Here is an 18,161-nt window from a genome sequence, read left to right on the forward strand (position 1 = left end):
CAGTCTCCTTTTTCGATATCAGCATGCGCAGCGCCCGCCGACGCGGTCAACCCGAAGATACCGGCATCGGCTTGCGCGAGCCTCGTTCCGCGCTAAGTTCGCCGCGGCCAGAACAGGAGAAAATCATGACCACCAACGCCGAGATCCAGACCGCCCTGCCCGCACTTGCCTCCGGTAATGTCGCCGTCATCACCGGCGCGGCCAGCGGCATCGGCCTTGCCGCGGCCAAACGGCTAGCGGCGATGGGCATGAAGATCGTGCTGGCCGACATCGGCGGCGCACGCCTCGATGAGGCCCGACACGCCGTCGCCGCCATCGCCGGCGAGAGCGCCGTGCTTGCCGTTGCAACTGACGTCTCGAAAGCCGACGAGCTCGACCGACTGGCCGAACGGACATTCGGCGCCTTCGGCGACGTCTCGCTGCTGATGAACAATGCCGGCGTCGGCAACAACCCCGGCAAGCCCTGGGAGAACCGCGAGGCCTGGAAGCAGTTGCTGGACATCAATTTCTGGGGTGTCATCCATGGCGTCGAGGCCTTTGCGCCGCGCATGCTGGCGGCGGGAAAGCCGGGTCTGATCGTCAACACCGGCTCCAAGCAAGGCATCACCACGCCGCCCGGCAACCTCGCCTACAACGTCTCCAAGGCTGGCGTGAAGACCTATACCGAGGGCCTTGCACACGCGCTGCGCAACGAGCCCGGTGCCAATGTCGCGGCGCATTTGCTCATTCCCGGGTTTACCTTTACCGGCCTGACCGAAGGTGCGACCGAAAAGCCGGCCGGCGCCTGGACCGGCGAGCAGGTCATCGACTTCATGCTGGCCTCGGTGCTGCGTGGCGATTTCTACATCCTGTGTCCCGATAACGAGGCGACCCGGTCCATGGACGAAAAGCGCATGGCTTGGGCGATTGGCGACATCATCGAGAACCGCCCTGCCCTGTCGCGCTGGCACCCGGACTACAAGGAAGCCTTTGCAGCATTCATGAAATGATCCGGGCGAACGTCGCGCAGGAACCCGGACAACAGGCTCCCTCACGCCGAAGCGTGCTTCTTCGCGTTGCGCTTCTTGGCCACGGCTTTGGCTGCGGCCATGTCGGCAACCTGTTCGTCGTGCCGCTTCGCCGCGCGTTCACATTTGGCCCGGATTTCCTCGACTTCGGATTCGGTCAGGTGCTCGATGCCGATAAAGGTATTCTTGGCTTTGCTGACGCGGATCAACTCGTCGAGCTTGGCCTGGATCGCTGCACTGTCGCGGTTCTGGGTGTTCTGGATGAGAAACACCATCAGGAAGGTGACGATCGTGGTGCCGGTATTGATGACGAGCTGCCACGTGTCGGAAAAGCCGAAGACCGGACCGCTTGCCGCCCAGACCACAATGATCAGGAAACAGACGGCAAACGTCGGCGGCAGACCGGCAAGATGGGCGATATGGTTGGCGATCCTGGTGAACAGCTTTTCGATCATGGCAGGGAGAAACAATCGGCAACTGCTTCGAGTTCCCTGCGAGGAGGAATTCACGGTCAAATAGCGCACGCGCCGCGCTCGCAACGATCAGGCGGCGTCGTTTTCCCAGCGGTCGAGGAAAGCCTCGATAGGCAAGGCCTGCATGTCGGGGACTGCCCTGGCCAGTTTCTCGACCGGCCAGTCCCACCAGGCAAGACGTTCGATCCGTGCCGCAGTTTCCGCGCTGAAGCGCTGGTACAATGGCCTGGCCGGAACGCCAGCGACGATTGCATAGGCCGGCACGTCGCGCGTCACCACCGCGTTGGCACCGACGATCGCGCCGTTGCCGATCACTATGCCAGGCATGATCACCGCGCCATGGCCGATCCAGACATCATGGCCGATGCTGACGGCTTTCGCCCGCCGTCGGTTGCGGAACGCCTGATCGACACCCAGCCAGCGGAAGTACTCGTTGGGCCGGTAGCTGATCTTGTGTTGCGTCAGCCGCTCGACCGGATGTTCCAGCGCATTGATGCGGCTGTTGGCGGCAATCGAGCAGAATTTGCCGATCGTCGTATAGATCGCTTCAGCGTGGCGCTCGAAGTAGGAGAAATCGCCCACCGTCACCTCGCGTAGGATGACCCGCTCGCCGATCGACGCATAGCGTCCAAGCTTGCACGCCTTCAGCTCCGCCGTCGGATGGATGCGCGGCTCGGGATCTTTCAGGACAAGGTGTTCGGGACGGTCCATGCGCGCGCTTTACGCCGGCACGCATAGTCTCGCAAGCCGAGTGCAGCGCCGCGCATCCGTTTGGATGCGCCAAGGACCCTGTAGCACCTTCAGTCTCTATTTCGGCTTGCCGCTGGTCCACACCACGTTCTGGCCGTAGAGCGGCACGGTGGTGACCGACATCTTTGCCGAGCCATCCTGCACCTGGCGCGAATGCGATAGGTAGATCAGCGTCTCGTTGGCCTTGTCGTAGATGCGGTTCACCACCTGCTTTTTCCAGATCAGGCTGATGCCTTGCTTGAACACCTCCTCGCCGGCCTCGCTCATGTCGATGTCGCCAATGGTGATCGGCCCGGTCTGGCGGCAGGAGATCGAAGAATCGGACGGGTCCTCGAACCAGTTGCCTTTCTGCAGGCGGTCGATCATGCCACGGTCGAAATAGGAGACGTGGCAGGTCACGCCCTCGACCTTCGGATCCTTGATCGCCTCGACGATGATGTCGTTGCCGAGCCAATCGACGCCGACCTTGCCGACTTCCTCGGCGACGGCCGCGCCGGCACCAATGACCAGGCATGCAGCCAACGCGCCGCCAATCAATTTTCGCAAAGAGGCCTCCTGCGGTTCGAATTTTGCCGACCTCAGGTGGGACGAACGGCGGCGCTTTGCAAGCAGATCGCCTTCCCACAGCATTGCCGGTTGCGGCAACGCGACATCTTTGCGTCGGTGCGACTGAACCGCTAAGAGTGATCGCCAAGCTGGGGCCTTCACGGCGCCAATATGGCGGCCGATGGAAATCACGACGGACTTTCACTGATGATGCGTTCAATTCTGGTCGGCATTCTGGTCCTGATGGCCGCAGGCATCGGCTGGCTCACCTTCGACTGGTACCGCGGACATTATGGCGGCGAGCCGTTCGGAGCGCCGTTTACGCTGGTCGACCAGAAGGGCGCGCCGGTCACCGAAGCCGCCTTTCGCGGCCACCCCAGCGTCGTTTTCTTCGGCTTCACGCATTGTCCGGAAGTCTGCCCGACCACGCTTTTCGAGTTGGCCGGCTGGCTGAAGACGATGGGCGACGACGGCAAGAATCTGCGCGCCTATTTCGTTACGGTCGACCCGGAGCGCGACACGCCCGAAATCATGAACACCTATGTCAGCAATTTCTCCGATCGCATCCTCGGCATCACCGGCGATCCCGACAAGGTCCACGCCATGGCCAAGTCCTTCGGTATCTACTGGAAGAAAGTCGACACGAACGACGGCGACTACACGATGGACCACACCGCTTCGGTGCTGCTGCTCAATGCCAAGGGCGATTTCGCCGGCACCATTGCCTATGGAGAAAGCCCGGACGCCGCCATCGCCAAGCTCAAACGGCTGGCGGCGGAAGGTTGACATATCCGGTAATGACGCAGACGCGTTTGTATTTCACCGCGGGCAAGATCGAGGCTGATCGCATCTTCGCGGCCCTCGGTGCGGCGTTCGACGATGAGGGCCTGCCGATTGCGGTGCTCGAGGTCGACGAGGACCGCGACATCCACGAAGTATCGCTCTATGCCGACGACGACGTCGATGCGATCGAGGCGCGGCTTAGGGACATCCTTGCCGGACTGTCGCTGTCGAAATCGATAGAGCGCGAAGCGCTGCCCGACATCGACTGGGTGGCGCGCTCGCTGGAGGGGTTGAAGCCGGTGCGGGCCGGGCGCTTCTTCGTCCATGGCGCGCATGACCGCAGGAAGCGCCACAGCGGTGAGCTCGCCATCGAGATCGAGGCCGGCCTTGCCTTCGGCACCGGCCATCACGGCACCACCGCCGGCTGCCTCGAAATGCTGGAGCAGGTCATAGAGCGCGAGCATCCGCGCAACGCGCTCGACCTTGGCACCGGCAGCGCGGTGCTCGCCATCGCGGTGGCCAAGCTCGCGCATATTCCGGTGCTGGCGACCGACATCGACCCGGTCGCCGTCAAGGTAGCCGCCGCCAATGCGCGGCTGAACCATGTCAAGGCGCTCATTGAAACGGTGGCTGCACCCGGTTTTCATCATCCGATCTTTGCCGCGCGTGCGCCCTTCGACCTGATAATTGCCAATATATTGGCGCGGCCGCTGATGCGGCTGGCGCCTCAAATGGCCGGGCATATCGCGCGCGGTGGCTCGATCGTTTTGTCAGGCATTCTCGAGCGCCAGCGCGACGCGGTGATCGCGGCCTATGTCGGCCAGAAATTCCGGCACGTCCGCACCTTGCACCGCGAAGGCTGGGTGACGATCCATCTCAAGCGCTGAGGCGCAGCGCCTTCAACGCATCCGCTCGGACCTAGCGAGAGTTCGCCGCTTTCTTCAGCTCTTCGCGATCGTAGCCGTGAGCTTTCAGCGTTTCGTCATCAAAGCCAAGCAAAACGCCGCTCACATACCGGCTCGCTTCGCGCTGGCGAGCTTCGATCAGCGCGTTCACAGCGCTTCTGAAAAATCCGCGTCTGGCTGAAATCGTGGACATGATGGTCTCCTTTGCAGGCAATAAGACACGTTCCTCCACGTTAAGAAGGTAAGCCTTGCTGACGCTTTTTGAAATCGCCGATTCTGCATGGCCTCCATGCGCAAAAAGAGGCTGTCGCGACCAGGCATGATCGTTCCGAAAATCGATTCCGATTTTCGAGGTCATGCGCTACGGTCGCGCCAGCATTCGAGGAGAGCCCACATGTTCCAGACCTTCGATTCCGCCGGCGATCCGGCCGTTGGCAAGCCGCGCGTGGCAATGCTGCGCCAATGGCTGGCGGCGAACGGGCTGGATGGCTTCATCGTGCCTCGTGCCGACGAGCACCAGGGCGAATATGTCGCCGACCGCTCGGCACGGCTGAAATGGCTGACCGGCTTCAGCGGCTCGGCCGGCGTCGCCATTGTGCTTGGCGAGCGCGCCGCCATGTTTGTCGACGGGCGCTACACGCTGCAGGTGCGCCAGGAGGTCGATCTCGACATCTTTTCGATCGAGAGCCTTGTCGACAACCCGCCGGCCAACTGGATCAAGGACAATCTCGGCAAGGGCGTGCGGTTGGGCTTCGATCCATGGCTGCATACGATCAGCGACGTCAAGGCGCTGAAGGCCTCGGCCGAGAAGTCCGGCGCGATACTGGTGCCGCTCGAACAAAATCCGATCGACGCCATTTGGCAGGACCAGCCCGGGCCGCCACTGGCGCCGGTCGAGATCCATCCGATCGGCTTTGCCGGCGAACTGGCCAAGGACAAGCTGGTCCGGCTGGCGGCAGCCATCGAGAAGGAGGGCGCCACCCATGCCGTATTGACCGACCCCTCCTCCATCGCCTGGGCCTTCGACATCCGTGGCGGCGACGTACCACACACACCGCTGGCGCTCGGCTTTGCCGTGCTCGCCGCCGACGGATCGCATCTGCTTTTCATGGACCAGCGCAAGTTCTCACGCACCGTCGCAGCCTATCTGACGCAGCTCGCCGAATTGCACGAACCCGGTGAATTCGAAACAGCGATCGTCATGCTGGCCAAGGGCGGTGCAAAAATCGCGCTGGACCCGGCTCTGGCGGCGGAGAAGCTCAGCATGCTGGTCGAGGACAATGGCGGCACCGTCACTGCCGCACCGGATCCGGCCCGCATCCCACGCGCAACGAAGAACAAAGCCGAGATCGCCGGCGCCCGCGCCGCGCATCGCCGTGACGGAGCCGCCGTCGCCAAGCTGCTGTGCTGGCTCGACCGTCAGGAACCCGGCACGCTCGACGAGATCACCGTTGTCACCACGCTCGAGGAGACGCGCCGGCAAACCGGCGACGAAACACAGATGCCGCTGCGCGACGTCTCGTTCGACACAATCTCCGGCGCTGGTCCCAACGGCGCCATCATGCACTATCGCGTCTCCCGCGCCACCAATCGCAAACTGGAGCATGGCGAGCTGTTCCTGCTCGATTCCGGCGGACAGTACCAGGACGGCACCACCGACATCACCCGCACAGTGCCGATTGGCGCGCCGACGGAAGAGATGCGCGAGCGCTTCACGCTGGTGCTGAAAGGCATGATCGGCATCTCCATGCTGCGCTTTCCCCCAGGCACGCGCGGCTCCGAACTCGATGCCGTAGCGCGCCTGGCGCTATGGAGACACGGCTGCGATTTCGCCCATGGCACCGGGCACGGTGTCGGCTCCTATCTTGCCGTACATGAGGGCCCGCAGCGTATCGCCAAGACCGGCACCGAAAAGTTGCTGGCCGGCATGATCGTCTCCAATGAGCCCGGCTATTACAAGGAAGGTTCTTACGGCATCCGCATCGAAAATCTCGTCCTGGTCACTCCGGCTGAGATGGTCGAAGGCGGTGACATCGCCATGCATGGCTTCGAGACGCTGACGCTGGCGCCGATCGACAAGCGGCTGATCCGGTCGGATCTGTTGACGCGTGACGAGTTGCATTGGCTCGACGAATACCACGCGCGGGTGCTGGCCGAGATCGGACCGATGCTCGACGGCGAGACGCTGGCCTGGCTGGAAAAGGCAACCGCCCCGCTGCCGCACGACTTCAAGCAATAGCGGCGGCGGCAACGCCGGTTGACAGGCTTTGCTCCGCAAGCAGTTCTTGCAAAGCCGTGACGTTGGGAGAACCGGCTCCCTTGCGCCAGAACAACACCGTGACGGCGTTGTCTTCGTCAGAGGGCAGTTCGTGCAGCTTTAGCCAGCGGCTCTCCGGGAAACCCGAAAGCACACTTTTCGGCATCAGCGCTATGCCCATGCCAGCCACCACGCAACCAAGGATGGCATGGTATGAACCAAGCTCGATGGTTTTCTCGGCCATGAACCCTCTGCGCGCGTACCATTGTTCCAGCCGCTTGCGGTGCGGGCAGCCGTGCTCGAAGGCTATCATGGTTTTGGGCATGTCCAGGCGGTCGTCGATCGAAACGCGCGATGCCGCCGAGACAATGATCAGCTGCTCCTGGAATGCGGGCAGCTTTTCGAACGGAGCGTCGGCGATGGGCTCGGCGGCGAACGCCGCATCGAGCTCGCCGGCAAGCATGGCGGTCGCGAGAACCTGAGGATTGCCGGTGCGCAACTGGATTTCCACTTCGGGATAACGTGCATGATAGTCGGCGAGCAGCCTTGGAAGCCGGGCCGCGGCGGTGCTCTCCATGGCACCTAGGCGAAGCGTGCCGCGCGGGCGTGGATCGAGCATCGCCGTTCGCGCCTCCTCCGCAAGCGCCAGCAGCCGATCCGCATAGCCGACCAATTTGTGACCGGCCGGCGATACGTGCAGGCGCTTGCCCTCCCGGATAAACAGCTGCACGCCGAGATCCTCCTCGAGCTGCCGGATGCGTGTGGTCACGTTCGATTGCACGCGAAACAGTTTTTCCGCTGCCCTGGTGATTCCGCCCTCGCGCACCACCGTGCGGAAGATGCGCAGATCGGCCAAATCCATACATCCTCCTGGAGAACGTAACGATCTTAATTATTCATTTTAGCTAATTAGCCCTTTCCCGTAAATCGTCGGTGTAGCTGCCTATCAACACGGCAAACCGGGGGAGATGGAAATGTCGCCCGAGCCCTTCGGCATCCAGCCGATCGATCTAAGCGCATTGACGCCAAAGCAGCGTGAAGCGCTCTATAGCGGCGCCGTGCGGCGCGCCCACCAGGAGAGAGCGGAGGCGATCCGGCTGAGCCTGTCGCAGGTCGCGTCGATATTCAAGAAACCTGCTGGCTGGGCAGGAGCTATTACATGGTTTGCAGCGCAGATGAGCGCTGCGGCGAAGCCGCACGATCAGAAGTGGTGATTTTCGCAATGGCGGTGGGTCGGCTATCGACCGGACCCCAGCATCATCCTGAGTGCGAAGCCGACCTGGCTTGTGCTGCCCAACAACTGCGTGACCGACATCACACAGACGACGCCAATCTGCAGGGGATTGACCGCAGCCTTACTGCTGCCAACCGGCTTTCTTCAACAGATCCGCCATCTGGTCTGCCCAATGTGGATTGCGCAGCCTGAGCGGCGCCAAGGCATCGCCTGTAGGGTTCTCCATCTCCCGCATCAGTTCGACGCAAGATCTTGCCTCCGGCAGACGGCCAAGCGAGACGTAGCAGCAGGCGAGTGTTTCATAGGTGGGTCGCCACGTGGGACCGACCTTGCGAGCCTCAATCGCCGCGACGAGCCCCTCGTTTGCCTGCCCCGCAAATAGATAAGCGAGCGCCAGGACATTAAACCAGACGAAGTTCTGCGGATCGTACCGGTTCAACATAAGGCCGTGTTCGAGCGGCGCTATCGCTTCGGATGCGCTGCCGCGGAAAAGCTGCCCCATTCCCATAGCCAGATGACCAAGGGCGAAACTTGGGCTGATCTCGATCGCTCTTTCCGCAGCAAGAACGGCTTGTTCCTGCGCATTGGCATAGATGCTGCAGATGGCGAGCGCATAATGCGAATAGGGATTTTTCTCGTCGAGCCGAACCGCCTTCAGGGCTGCATCCAGGCCTTCTCGGATATCCTGTGCCGGCTTGTCGCTCCAGCCGTAAGCGACGATGCCGGCGCTCACCCGACCGAGCCAGAGATGGGCCTCTGCGAGTTCAGGATCGAGCTTGCACGCCAGCCGAAATAACTCGCGGCCACGCAAGTGAGTTTGACGGCCGACGTGGTGAAAATGCCAGGTACCTTGCCGCACCAGGTCCCAGGCCGTCGCATTTCCGCTGTTGCGTCCAACGGCTGGGAGCGACTCCGTCTTGAGCAGTTCGGGTTCGATCGCACCAGCCACCCGCTCGGCTATGGCATCCTGGACGGCGAACGCCTCCGTCAGTTCCATCTCGTATCGTTCGGCCCAGATCTGATTGGCCGAGGCGGCATCGACCAGTTGCGTCGAGACCCGGATCTGCTGGCCGGACCGGCGCACACTTCCTTCCAAGACATAACGGGCGCCAAGCTCGCGGGCCACCTGTTTGGAGTCGACCGACTTGTCCTTATAGACGAAGCTGGAATTGCGCCCGATCACCCGGAACCATCGGAACCTTGTCAGCGCGGTGATGATGTCCTCGGTGATGCCGTCAGCCAGATAGGCCTGTTCCCTGTCGCCGCTGACATTGGCGAACGGCAACACCGCAATGGACGCCCTTTCGGAGAGACCCGCCAGTTGGCTCGGAAGCGCATCGTCTGCAGCGGGGTCAAGCACATGAACACTGCCGGCGAAGCGATATCCGGTGCGGGGGACGGTGGCGATCCATTCGCTGCCGTCCGGCTGCGGGCCGAGTAGCTTGCGCAGGGCGGCAATCTGCACCGAAAGATTGCTTTCCTCGACGACGGCATCGGACCAGGCGGCCTCCATGAGGGCCGTCCTGCTCAGCGCCTGCGTCGGTGCCTCCACCAGGGCCTGAAGCAACGACAAGCCTTTTTGCCCGACCGCAACTGGCTTGCCCTCGCGAACAAGCGTCCCGCGCAGCAGGTCGAGCACGAACGGCCCGAACGCGAAGCGTCGCGGTGCTGAAGCATCTCGCTTTCCGGCTTCGGAAGAATTCGGAACTTTTCGCCTCCTGTTAAGGACTTCGGACGGGGGACTGATCATTCTGGCCGTCCTTCGCACAGACTAACACAAATGGAGGTTCAAGATGATGATGTTGAAACGGCCGGCCGCAATGGACAGTGCTGCGCCCAGCGAGGGAAAGGCTTTGGTTGTTAGGGGCGGCGAGGCTTATCGGGCCGAACAGGGGTCGGACTATCTGCCGGGAATAAGTGCTGAGACCGTCGGAGCGAAGGCCCTTTGGCTGGGCGTCGCCTCAATCCCGCCGGGCAAGCGGACCAAAGCCCATGTCCATGCGCGCCACGAAACAGCATTTTATATGCTGAGCGGAGACGAGTTGGAGATGTGGAGCGGGGACGAACTGCAGTTTCGCGACCTCGTGCATCCCGGCGACTATCTCTACATTCCCGCCAACGTGCTTCACGTTGCCGTGAACCGGGCAAGCACGCCGGCCACCTTTATTGGCGCCCGCAACGAACCGACCGCACAGGAGAGTGTCATTCTCTTCCCGAAGATGGACGGCAAAATACCATAGAGCGGCGATCTGGCAGGAAGACAGGCGTACTCCGTCGGTCCACTAGCCGACGAGCTGCCGCGCAAGGATCAGCACGGCAGCACCCGCCAGGAACATCGCCATCAGCCCGCCGCGCAGCGAGACCAGGCCGGCAACAATCAAGGCTGCCCATTCCGCCGGTCCGGCGCTGAGCGCCGCCGGCGCCACCAGCGTGGTCAGCACCGCCGCCGGCACGGCGCTGAGCCCGGCCTCGACGCGCGGATGGATATGGTCGAAGCGTGAGATCACCAGATGACCGCCGATGCGGGTCAGATAGGTCGCGATCGAAGCGGCGACGATGATCCACAAGGTCGTGCTCATGGCCGTGTCTCCACGCCGCTGTGGCGGGGCGGCAGGATGACGGCGAGCAGCACGCCGGCCAGCGCACCTATGGAGACATGCCAGGGCGAGCCGACGGTTTTGTACGCAATGATGGAGGCGGCAGCGCTGGCGATGACCACCGGCAGCCACAGCGGCCGCTTGCGGAAGCTCATGACCAAGCCGAGAAAATAGATCGGCAGCAGGAAGTCGATGCCCAGCACATGGGTGTCGGGAATAAGCTTGCCGAACATCGCGCCGAGCGCGCTTTCGATGACCCAGAACACATAGACCGGCAGCCCAAGCCCCATATACCAGGTAAACCCGACGGTTTCGCCGGCCTCCGCCTTGCGCTCGGCCATCGCGAACTGCGGATCAGTGAGCACGAAATAGCCTATCGCCTGCTGGATCAGTGGCCAATGCGCGATGCGCCGGCCGATACCGGCCGAATAGAGCACGTGGCGAAAATTCACCGCGAAGATCGACAGCACGATCAGCCACGGCGCGACATGCTGGCCGAACAGCTCGATGCCGACCATCTGGCTGGCGCCGCCGAACACCGTTGCGCTCATCAGGAACGCTTCGAGCACGGAAAACCCGTTGTCGACTGCGAGCGCCCCGAACAGCAATGCAAACGGCGCCGATGCCACCACGACGGGCATGCTGAGCCGCACGCCGTCCCAGAAATCGCTTTTCGCACTGTTTTCGGAGATTGCTTCCGCCGACATCAATCGCCTCCTCGGGACGGTCGTATGTAGGGAGGGCCGCCCTGCTTGTCACACCAATTCGATTGAGGCAAATGATCAGCGGAAGTGATGGCTGAGGCGGGCGGCAAGGCGCTCCAGTGCCCAGTGGATAAAAATCAGACGCTTGGCACCTGGGAGGGCATATCCGTTGGCGCCGATCGGTCCTTGCCAAAAGTGGCGGCCACAGACCCAAGGCCAGAGGTGGTTCCCCAGAGGTGGTTGCAATGAGCGAATTTTTCATCGATCCAAAATTCGGCCGCCTGGCCTTCGGCGCCGATCCCGGCAGCTATCACGCGACGCGGCCTGGCTATCCTGATTGGGTATTCGAAATTCTATGTGAACGGTGCCGTCTCGCCCCTGGCACGGCGACGTTCGAGATTGGCGCAGGCACAGGAACTGCTACGCGCCGCTTACTCGAACTGGGCGCGAGCCCGATGCTCGCCATCGAGCCGGATTCTCGCCTCGCGACTTTCCTTTGCGAGACTATTCAGGACAAGGCGCTCTCGGTGAGCGTCTCTGCGTTTGAGGATGCCGTCCTTGAGAAGGCCGGTTTTGATCTCGGCGTCAGCGCCACTGCCTTTCATTGGCTGGATGAGGACACCGCGCTGGTCAAGGTCGCCGAGCTGCTTCGGCCGGGCGGCTGGTGGACAATGGTCTGGAATGTATTCGGCGACAACAGTCGCCCCGATCCCTTTCATGATGCGACGAAGGCACTGCTTGAAGGGCCTTCGAGCCCTTCGGCGGGCTCAAATGGTATTCCGTTCGCCCTTGATGCCGAGGCCCGCGTGGCGGCGCTGGAGCGACCCGGCGCGTTCGATTCCATCGAACATCGGACAAGTGTCTGGTCGCTCGTCCTCGATCCTGACCAGACGGTCGCCCTCTATGCCACTTTTTCCAACATCAACATCCGCAGCGACCGCGAAGCAATCCTGGCGGAGCTGGGTCGCATCGTCCGCGACGAGTTCCAAGGCTCCATAACCCGCAACATGACCACCAGCCTCTACACTGCGCGGCGCATTTGACTGTCTGATTTATCCGCTAGCGCGGCGAAGCCTTGCCTTCGATCGCCCTGCCCCAGTCGAGCAGCGGTTTTGCCCGCATGACGAAGTCGACGAGTTCGTCGACCAATCCAGCTCCATAAATATCCGCCGGCTCGACTGCGTGCCGGACGGCAAAATGCCGATTGCGGATCGCGGCAGCGAGATCGGGCTCGGCGATATGCTCGAAGCCGCGCGGCGTGCGCTTCATGCAGCCGTCCGGGTCGAGCTCGAGGCCGTTCTTCTTCAGCGCCGCGACGAGGGTGCGGAATTCAGCCGGCCGCTTCGCGATCGCGTTGCGCAGCGCCAGCAATAGCTCCGGTCCGGGCTGCCACCAGGCAACGGCGGCAAAGCAGCGATCGAGCCCGATATGGACGTAAAACACGCCCTGTTCCATCTTGGTGCCGTCAGGCGAAAGGATCGCCGACAAATGCCGGTTATAAGGCCGTTTGTCCTTGGCGAAACGCACATCGCGATTAATCCGGAACAGCGACTTCTTGCGGTCGCCGCGCAGGCCGAGCCCCGCGGCCGTGAAGCGCTCGGAGAGCGTTTCGACCAGATCGCCGAAGGGGTCGCGCAGATCGCGTTCGAAAAGGTCGCGGTTTTCCAAAAACCACTCCCGGCTCTGATGAAAATCCAGCGCCTTGAGGAAGGGAATGGCCTTTTGCCCAAAACCGTTGAACGCAGCCGCCATCACGCGCCCTTGCCGATCCGCTGCAACCAGGTGTCCTCGTCGATCACCTCGATGCCGAATTTGGTCGCGTCCTTCAGCTTGGAACCGGCGCCCGGCCCCGCTACCAGGAGATCGGTCTTCGCAGAAACCGAGCCGGCGACCTTCGCGCCGAGACGTTCGGCCATCGCCTTGGCCTCGGGGCGCGTCATCTTTTCCAGCGTGCCTGTAAACACGATTGTCTTGCCGGCGACCGCACTATCGGCTGAGACATTCACGATGTATGGCTTCGGGTGGACCTGTGTGAGCAGCGCTTCAAGCACGGCGTCGTTGCGTTCATTGCCGAAGAAATCGCGAAGCGCACCTATCACCGTATCGCCGATGCCGTTGATCGAAGGAAAAACGGTGTGTGGATCGGCTGCCGCTGCTGTCTCCTTGCCAATGCGGATCAACTCCTCGATCGTCGAGAAGGTTCGGGCAAGCACAGCGGCCGTCGTTTCGCCGATATGGCGGATGCCCAGCGCAAAGATGAAGCGATCGAGTTCCGGTTCGCGGCGAGCGTCGATGGCAGCGAAGAGCTTGTCGAGGCCGTCGTAGTTGCGTTCCTCGACACTGCGTACATTCTTGCGCGTCTTGCCCGACGCGGCCTCACGCTGCCTGGCCTGCTCTTCCCGCCGCTCGGCCAGCGCCTTGGTAACGGCGGGACGACGATCCCTGAGCGTAAAGATATCGGCGGCTGTCTTGATCAACCCGGCGTTGAAGAACAGATCTATGTTTTCAGCGCCCAGGCCTTCGATATCCATGGCGCCGCGTGACACGAAATGGCGCAATCCTTCCACGGCCTGCGCAGGGCAGATCAGTTCGCCGGTGCAGCGGCGGCGGGAATCCTCCTTGCCGGTCTTCTCGTTGATCTCGCGCGTTGCGGGTGAGCCGCAGATCGGACATTTGTGCGGGAATTCGTAGGGCACGGCATCTGGCGGACGCTTATCGGCTACGACGCTGACGATCTGCGGAATGACGTCCCCTGCCCGCTGGATGACCACTGTGTCGCCGATACGCACGTCATAGCCGTCGCGGATCGGCTGGCCGTTGCTGTCCAGACCCTTGATGTAATCTTCGTTGTGAAGCGTGACGTTTTCGACCACGACGCCGCCGACCGTGACGGGTGCAAGCCGGGCAACGGGCGCCAGCGTACCGGTACGGCCGACCTGAATGTCGATCCTCAGCACGGTTGTCATGGCCTGTTCGGCCGGAAATTTGTGGGCGATGGCCCAGCGTGGTTCGCCAGTGACGAAACCCCATCTGCGCTGCAATTCCAGCTGGTCGACCTTGTAGACGACGCCGTCGATGTCGTAGCCCAGTGATGAGCGCTGGGTCTCGATCAGGTGATAATGCGCGACCAGTTCCTCGACCGATCTTGCCCGGACCATCAGCGGGCTGACCTTGAACCCCCACTCCGCGAATTTCTGCACGGAATCGTACTGGGTCGGAGCCGGATCCTTTGTGGTAAAGCCCCAGGCGTAGGCAAAGAACTTGAGGTTGCGGCTGGCGGTAATAGACGGGTCCTTCTGACGGAGCGACCCGGCCGCGGTATTGCGCGGATTGACGTAATCCTGGCCGCCGATCGCCGCCGAGCGCTGCTTCAACGCCTCGAATTCCGCGTAGGTCATATAGACCTCACCGCGTATTTCGATGACCTCGGGCCAGCCCGATCCCTTCAAGGTCTTGGGAATGTCGGCGATGGTCCTCAGATTGGCGGTGATGTCCTCGCCAACGGCGCCGTCGCCGCGCGTTGCCCCCTGCACGAACACACCACCTTCATAACGCAGCGAAGCCGACAGCCCGTCGATCTTCGGCTCAGCCGTGAAGGCGATGTCCAGATCCTTGTCGCGATCAAAGAACCGCCGGCCACGTACGATGAAATCGGCGACATCCTGGTCGGTATAGGCCTTGGCGAGGCTGAGCATCGGCACCGCATGACGCACCTTGGCAAAGCCTTCCGCCGGTGGCGCGCCGACCCTGCGTGAGGGGGAATCCTCACGCAGCAAAGCAGGGAAGCGCTGTTCGATGGCGAGATTGCGCCGCGTCAGCGCGTCATATTCCGCGTCCGTGATTATCGGCGCGTCCTCGCCATGGTAGCGCCGGTCGTGCTCGGCGATCTCCTGCGCCAACCGCTTCAACTCGCTTGCCGCCTCGCTTTCGCTGAGCGAATCGACTGGTTTTTCGTCCATACACTGCTCCCTCCACGGTGGCGCGACACAATAGAACAGGATTCTCTCATGAGGGAGAGATCAGACACGGAAATCATTCCTGAACAGCAGGATGGAGCCAGACCCTGACTCAGGTCACGAGCGCCGGAAACGAACTCGTCTAGAGCAATTCCAGGAAAAGTGTGAAACGGTTTTCCGTCCGGAATTGCGCAAAACAAAGAGGTAGAGCGGTTCGGCGTGATGAACCGCTCTACGCTGCCGCGATGTTCTCCCGCAGCAAGCGCTCGGCCGCCGCGCGCGCCTCGTCGGTGATGGTGGCGCCGGCGAGCATGCGCGCGATCTCCTCCTGCCGCGCCGCCCGGTCCATCTCGGCGATGCCGGTCGACACCCGGTCGGCCCCGCCTGACTTGGAGATCAGGAAATGCGTCGCGGCGCGCGCCGCCACTTGCGGCGCGTGCGTGACCGAAAGCACCTGCACGCGCTTTGCCAGCCGCGCCAGCCGCTGGCCGATGGCGTCGGCAACCGCGCCGCCTACCCCGGTGTCGATTTCGTCGAAGACCAGGGTCGGCGCCGAGCCGCGATCGGCCAGCGCCACCTTGAGTGCCAGCAGAAAGCGCGAAAGCTCGCCGCCGGAAGCGACCTTCATCATTGGGCCGGGCCGGGTGCCGGGGTTGGTGTGCACCCAGAACTCGACCTGGTCGATGCCTTCTTCCATGCGGCTCCCGGCATCGCTTGCGATCTCGACGATGAACTCAGCCCGTTCGAGCTTCAGCGCCGGCAGTTCGGCCATTACCGCCTTGGTCAGCCCTGCGGCCGCCGCATGGCGAAGCGACGACAGCTGGGCCGCCGTAATGTCATAGGCCTGACGCGCAGCTGCAGCCTGTCTCTCCAGCGCATGCAGGCGCTCTTCGCCAGCGTCGAGATCGGTAAGGTCGGCCGCCATGGTGTCGCGCAGTTGCGCCAGATCGTCGACAGCGACGCTGTGCTTGCGCGAGGCGGCACGCAGCGCAAACAGCCGCTCCTCGGCCTTCTCCAGCCGCTGCGGATCATATTCAGTGGCGCGAAGTGCTGCTTCCACGCCCGACTGCGCCGCGTCGAGCGACAGCATCGCCTCGTCGAGCGATTTGACGACCTCTTCAAGCAAGCCGGGCGCTTCCGTCACCTTGCGCTGCAGCCGCCTGAGCAGGCTGGCCAACTGCGGCAAGGGTGAGGACGGGCCCGAGAGCACATCCTGCGCATCGTGGATTTCCGAGGCGATCTTTTCGGCACGCATCATCGAGGCGCGCAGGTCGGCGAGCTCGGTCTCTTCACCCGGTTGCGGATCGAGCCTGGTCAATTCGGCGACCGCCGCACGCAGATAATCGGCCTCGCGGGAAGCCGCCTCGACTTTGGCCCGGTGCCGTGAAAATTCCTGCTCGCAGGCGCGCCAGTGCCGCCACGCCTCGCCTGTTGCACGCGCGGCGCCCAGATGACCGCCGAAGCTGTCCAGCAATTCCCGATGCGCACCGGGATCGACCAAAGCGCGCTCGTCGTGCTGGCCGTGGATCTCGACCAGCGCATGGCCGACGTCGCGCATCAGCGTCACGCTGGACGGCTGGTCGTTGACGAAAACGCGCGTGCGGCCGTCCGCCGTCTGGACGCGGCGCAGGATGATGTCGCCGTCGTCCTCGATGGCGTTCTCGGCGAGCAGCATACGGGCCGGGTGGTTGCGCGGCACGTCGAACACAGCGATGACCTGGCCTTGTGCCGCGCCATGCCGCACCAGCGAGGCGTCGCCGCGGGCGCCAAGCGCCAGCGACAAGGCGTCGAGCAGGATGGACTTTCCGGCGCCGGTTTCGCCGGTCAGCACCGAAAGGCCGGACGAGAAGTCGATGTCCAGCTTCTCGATCAGAACGATATCGCGGATCGACAGCCTGGAGAGCATGGTGACGCGCCGCTCAGGCGCCGGTGATCAGCTTCCCGGCCTTGGAGATCCACGATCCGGCATTCTCGCGCGGCTCGAGCCCACCACTCTGCAGGAGCTTATAGGAGTCCTTGTACCACTGGCTGTCGGGATAGTTGGTGCCGAGCACGGCCGCGGCGGTCTGCGCTTCCGACGTCAGCCCCATCGCGTAGTAGCTCTCGGTCAGACGCGCCAGCGCCTCCTCGACATGGCGTGTGTTGGAATAGTTCTCCACCACGTTGCGGAATCGTTTGACGGCTGCGATGTACTCGCGGCGCTCGAGATAATAGCGGCCGATCTGCATCTCTTTGCCGGCGAGCTGATCGTTGGCGAAGCGGATCTTCTCCTTGGCGTCGTCGGCATATTCGGACGTGGGCCAGCGCGTCACCAGGTCCTGCATCGTCTGCACGGTAAGACGCGCTTCCTTCTGGTCCTGGGTGACGTCCTTGATCTGGCGGTAGTAGCTCAGCCCGATAATATATTGGGCATAGGCTGCATCGTCGGTCGACGGGTAAAGGGTCAGGTAGCGCTTGGCCGAACCAATCGCCTCGTCGTAATTGCCCTGACGGTAGTCGGCAAAGGCGCCCATCACCATCGATTTGCGGGCGAATTCCGAATACGGATGCTGGCGGTCGACGGCATCGAATTTGCGGCTTGCCTCCTGCAGGCGCCCGGCATTCAGATTGGCGAGACCCTGATTATAGAGCACGTCGGCCGGCTCGGTCTGATCGACATAGGTCGATAGATCGACGTCCTTCTCGGACGACATGCAGGCCGACAGAAACAGCGATGGAACGACGACCGAAAGCGCCAGGAAAACAGCCCGCCGCGGCGCCTTCGATTGACCAACTCGCTTGAAAAACATGATTGGATTCCGCCCTTTCGGCGTCATTTCAGTCGACGGCAGCAGCCATAAACCATAACCGCCTTGCCCGGCAACGCTATCCCCGGCCAATCGCACATTTTTGTGGCGGTTTGGCGCCACCTGGAAAGCTGTGCGATTTGGCCGGCCAGTGATGCATCCT

At 62.6% G+C, this 18,161-nt stretch carries 19 protein-coding genes; 7 read left to right on the forward strand and 12 right to left on the reverse strand.

Features of this window, described 5'->3' with window-relative positions:
* Nucleotides 1–125 precede the first annotated feature (125 nt).
* A complete protein-coding gene (locus tag NKG95_RS03985; RefSeq protein WP_023721175.1) occupies nucleotides 126–989 on the forward strand; it encodes an SDR family NAD(P)-dependent oxidoreductase in 864 nt (287 codons plus the stop codon).
* A 41-nt stretch (nucleotides 990–1,030) separates the two neighbouring features.
* Here NKG95_RS03985 and NKG95_RS03990 read toward each other — a convergent pair whose 3' ends face one another.
* The 3 genes from NKG95_RS03990 to NKG95_RS04000 form a co-directional block, all read right to left on the reverse strand.
* The gene (locus NKG95_RS03990; RefSeq protein WP_353021205.1) at nucleotides 1,031–1,462 is read right to left on the reverse strand and encodes a low affinity iron permease family protein; all 432 of its coding nucleotides are present in this window, start codon (nucleotides 1,460–1,462) and stop codon (nucleotides 1,031–1,033) included.
* Nucleotides 1,463–1,549: 87 nt separating this feature from the next.
* Nucleotides 1,550–2,191 carry a DapH/DapD/GlmU-related protein gene (locus NKG95_RS03995; RefSeq protein ID WP_352481528.1) on the reverse strand — a complete coding sequence of 214 codons (642 nt, stop codon included), beginning with the start codon at nucleotides 2,189–2,191 and terminating at the stop codon, nucleotides 1,550–1,552.
* Nucleotides 2,192–2,287: 96 nt separating this feature from the next.
* On the reverse strand, nucleotides 2,288–2,776 hold the full coding sequence (locus NKG95_RS04000; RefSeq protein ID WP_023721178.1) for a CreA family protein: 489 nt from the start codon (nucleotides 2,774–2,776) through the stop codon (nucleotides 2,288–2,290).
* Nucleotides 2,777–2,983: 207 nt separating this feature from the next.
* Here NKG95_RS04000 and NKG95_RS04005 point away from each other — a divergent pair, with 207 nt between their 5' ends.
* Together NKG95_RS04005 and NKG95_RS04010 are read left to right on the forward strand one after the other, a co-directional pair.
* Nucleotides 2,984–3,562: an SCO family protein gene (locus NKG95_RS04005; RefSeq protein ID WP_352465122.1), complete on the forward strand. Its 579-nt coding sequence runs from the start codon at nucleotides 2,984–2,986 to the stop codon at nucleotides 3,560–3,562.
* 11 nt (nucleotides 3,563–3,573) lie between these two features.
* On the forward strand, nucleotides 3,574–4,446 hold the full coding sequence (locus NKG95_RS04010; protein ID WP_353040009.1) for a 50S ribosomal protein L11 methyltransferase: 873 nt from the start codon (nucleotides 3,574–3,576) through the stop codon (nucleotides 4,444–4,446).
* A 31-nt stretch (nucleotides 4,447–4,477) separates the two neighbouring features.
* Here NKG95_RS04010 and NKG95_RS04015 read toward each other — a convergent pair whose 3' ends face one another.
* Nucleotides 4,478–4,822, reverse strand: coding sequence for a hypothetical protein (locus tag NKG95_RS04015; RefSeq protein ID WP_348633244.1), 345 nt, complete (start codon nucleotides 4,820–4,822; stop codon nucleotides 4,478–4,480).
* 36 nt (nucleotides 4,823–4,858) lie between these two features.
* Here NKG95_RS04015 and NKG95_RS04020 point away from each other — a divergent pair, with 36 nt between their 5' ends.
* On the forward strand, nucleotides 4,859–6,703 hold the full coding sequence (locus tag NKG95_RS04020; protein ID WP_353040010.1) for an aminopeptidase P family protein: 1,845 nt from the start codon (nucleotides 4,859–4,861) through the stop codon (nucleotides 6,701–6,703).
* Here the strand turns inward: NKG95_RS04020 and NKG95_RS04025 are convergent.
* Nucleotides 6,693–7,583, reverse strand: a complete 891-nt coding sequence (locus NKG95_RS04025) for a LysR family transcriptional regulator (protein WP_353040011.1) — start codon at nucleotides 7,581–7,583, stop codon at nucleotides 6,693–6,695. The two genes, NKG95_RS04020 and NKG95_RS04025, sit on opposite strands and share 11 nt — an antisense overlap.
* A gap of 112 nt (nucleotides 7,584–7,695) precedes the next feature.
* Here NKG95_RS04025 and NKG95_RS04030 point away from each other — a divergent pair, with 112 nt between their 5' ends.
* Nucleotides 7,696–7,935 (forward strand): hypothetical protein, encoded by a 240-nt coding sequence (locus tag NKG95_RS04030; RefSeq protein ID WP_352481531.1) that lies wholly within the window; start codon nucleotides 7,696–7,698, stop codon nucleotides 7,933–7,935.
* Between the two features lie 141 nt (nucleotides 7,936–8,076).
* Here the strand turns inward: NKG95_RS04030 and NKG95_RS04035 are convergent, their stop codons facing one another.
* Nucleotides 8,077–9,594 carry a winged helix-turn-helix domain-containing tetratricopeptide repeat protein gene (locus tag NKG95_RS04035; protein WP_023721185.1) on the reverse strand — a complete coding sequence of 506 codons (1,518 nt, stop codon included), beginning with the start codon at nucleotides 9,592–9,594 and terminating at the stop codon, nucleotides 8,077–8,079.
* 154 nt (nucleotides 9,595–9,748) lie between these two features.
* On the opposite strand from NKG95_RS04035, the gene NKG95_RS04040 reads away from it, so the two are divergent.
* Nucleotides 9,749–10,195, forward strand: a complete 447-nt coding sequence (locus NKG95_RS04040) for a cupin domain-containing protein (protein WP_502913917.1) — start codon at nucleotides 9,749–9,751, stop codon at nucleotides 10,193–10,195.
* Nucleotides 10,196–10,237: 42 nt separating this feature from the next.
* Here NKG95_RS04040 and NKG95_RS04045 read toward each other — a convergent pair whose 3' ends face one another.
* The gene (locus tag NKG95_RS04045; RefSeq protein WP_023721187.1) at nucleotides 10,238–10,534 is read right to left on the reverse strand and encodes an AzlD family protein; all 297 of its coding nucleotides are present in this window, start codon (nucleotides 10,532–10,534) and stop codon (nucleotides 10,238–10,240) included.
* Nucleotides 10,531–11,259 (reverse strand): AzlC family ABC transporter permease, encoded by a 729-nt coding sequence (locus NKG95_RS04050; RefSeq protein WP_023721188.1) that lies wholly within the window; start codon nucleotides 11,257–11,259, stop codon nucleotides 10,531–10,533. The genes NKG95_RS04045 and NKG95_RS04050 overlap by 4 nt, the downstream gene beginning before the upstream one ends.
* Before the next feature lie 242 nt (nucleotides 11,260–11,501).
* Between NKG95_RS04050 and NKG95_RS04055 the strand changes: the two genes are divergently transcribed.
* Nucleotides 11,502–12,299, forward strand: coding sequence for a class I SAM-dependent methyltransferase (locus NKG95_RS04055; RefSeq protein WP_353040012.1), 798 nt, complete (start codon nucleotides 11,502–11,504; stop codon nucleotides 12,297–12,299).
* A gap of 16 nt (nucleotides 12,300–12,315) precedes the next feature.
* On the opposite strand, the gene NKG95_RS04060 is transcribed toward NKG95_RS04055, so the two are convergent.
* The 4 genes from NKG95_RS04060 to NKG95_RS04075 form a co-directional block, all read right to left on the reverse strand.
* On the reverse strand, nucleotides 12,316–13,008 hold the full coding sequence (locus tag NKG95_RS04060; protein ID WP_023721190.1) for a DUF2461 domain-containing protein: 693 nt from the start codon (nucleotides 13,006–13,008) through the stop codon (nucleotides 12,316–12,318).
* Nucleotides 13,008–15,215, reverse strand: a complete 2,208-nt coding sequence (gene ligA / locus NKG95_RS04065; protein WP_023721191.1) for an NAD-dependent DNA ligase LigA — start codon at nucleotides 15,213–15,215, stop codon at nucleotides 13,008–13,010. Before ligA ends, NKG95_RS04060 begins: the two co-directional genes overlap by 1 nt.
* Nucleotides 15,216–15,444: 229 nt before the next feature.
* Complete coding sequence (recN, locus tag NKG95_RS04070; protein WP_353040013.1) at nucleotides 15,445–17,118, reverse strand: DNA repair protein RecN; 1,674 nt, start codon at nucleotides 17,116–17,118, stop codon at nucleotides 15,445–15,447.
* A gap of 13 nt (nucleotides 17,119–17,131) precedes the next feature.
* Entirely contained in the window at nucleotides 17,132–18,001 is an 870-nt protein-coding gene (locus tag NKG95_RS04075) for an outer membrane protein assembly factor BamD (protein WP_352456160.1), read from the reverse strand.
* Nucleotides 18,002–18,161: the final 160 nt, after the last annotated feature.

The sequence above is a fragment of the Mesorhizobium sp. M1423 genome, assembly GCF_040317575.1.
Lineage (GTDB): Bacteria > Pseudomonadota > Alphaproteobacteria > Rhizobiales > Rhizobiaceae > Mesorhizobium.

What these genes read in the sequence shown, in the direction of transcription:
- ligA (WP_023721191.1), bottom strand. Translation starts at nt 15,215, where the DNA reads ATGGACGAAAAACCAGTCGATTCGCTCAGCGAAAGCGAGGCGGCAAGC.
- NKG95_RS04010 (WP_353040009.1), top strand. Translation starts at nt 3,574, where the DNA reads ATGACGCAGACGCGTTTGTATTTCACCGCGGGCAAGATCGAGGCTGAT.
- NKG95_RS04075 (WP_352456160.1), bottom strand. Translation starts at nt 18,001, where the DNA reads ATGTTTTTCAAGCGAGTTGGTCAATCGAAGGCGCCGCGGCGGGCTGTT.
- NKG95_RS03985 (WP_023721175.1), top strand. Translation starts at nt 126, where the DNA reads ATGACCACCAACGCCGAGATCCAGACCGCCCTGCCCGCACTTGCCTCC.
- NKG95_RS03995 (WP_352481528.1), bottom strand. Translation starts at nt 2,191, where the DNA reads ATGGACCGTCCCGAACACCTTGTCCTGAAAGATCCCGAGCCGCGCATC.
- NKG95_RS04015 (WP_348633244.1), bottom strand. Translation starts at nt 4,822, where the DNA reads ATGACCTCGAAAATCGGAATCGATTTTCGGAACGATCATGCCTGGTCG.
- NKG95_RS04045 (WP_023721187.1), bottom strand. Translation starts at nt 10,534, where the DNA reads ATGAGCACGACCTTGTGGATCATCGTCGCCGCTTCGATCGCGACCTAT.
- NKG95_RS04025 (WP_353040011.1), bottom strand. Translation starts at nt 7,583, where the DNA reads ATGGATTTGGCCGATCTGCGCATCTTCCGCACGGTGGTGCGCGAGGGC.
- NKG95_RS04060 (WP_023721190.1), bottom strand. Translation starts at nt 13,008, where the DNA reads ATGGCGGCTGCGTTCAACGGTTTTGGGCAAAAGGCCATTCCCTTCCTC.
- NKG95_RS04020 (WP_353040010.1), top strand. Translation starts at nt 4,859, where the DNA reads ATGTTCCAGACCTTCGATTCCGCCGGCGATCCGGCCGTTGGCAAGCCG.
- NKG95_RS04030 (WP_352481531.1), top strand. Translation starts at nt 7,696, where the DNA reads ATGTCGCCCGAGCCCTTCGGCATCCAGCCGATCGATCTAAGCGCATTG.
- NKG95_RS04040 (WP_502913917.1), top strand. Translation starts at nt 9,749, where the DNA reads ATGATGATGTTGAAACGGCCGGCCGCAATGGACAGTGCTGCGCCCAGC.
- NKG95_RS03990 (WP_353021205.1), bottom strand. Translation starts at nt 1,462, where the DNA reads ATGATCGAAAAGCTGTTCACCAGGATCGCCAACCATATCGCCCATCTT.
- NKG95_RS04055 (WP_353040012.1), top strand. Translation starts at nt 11,502, where the DNA reads ATGAGCGAATTTTTCATCGATCCAAAATTCGGCCGCCTGGCCTTCGGC.
- NKG95_RS04005 (WP_352465122.1), top strand. Translation starts at nt 2,984, where the DNA reads ATGATGCGTTCAATTCTGGTCGGCATTCTGGTCCTGATGGCCGCAGGC.
- NKG95_RS04050 (WP_023721188.1), bottom strand. Translation starts at nt 11,259, where the DNA reads ATGTCGGCGGAAGCAATCTCCGAAAACAGTGCGAAAAGCGATTTCTGG.
- recN (WP_353040013.1), bottom strand. Translation starts at nt 17,118, where the DNA reads ATGCTCTCCAGGCTGTCGATCCGCGATATCGTTCTGATCGAGAAGCTG.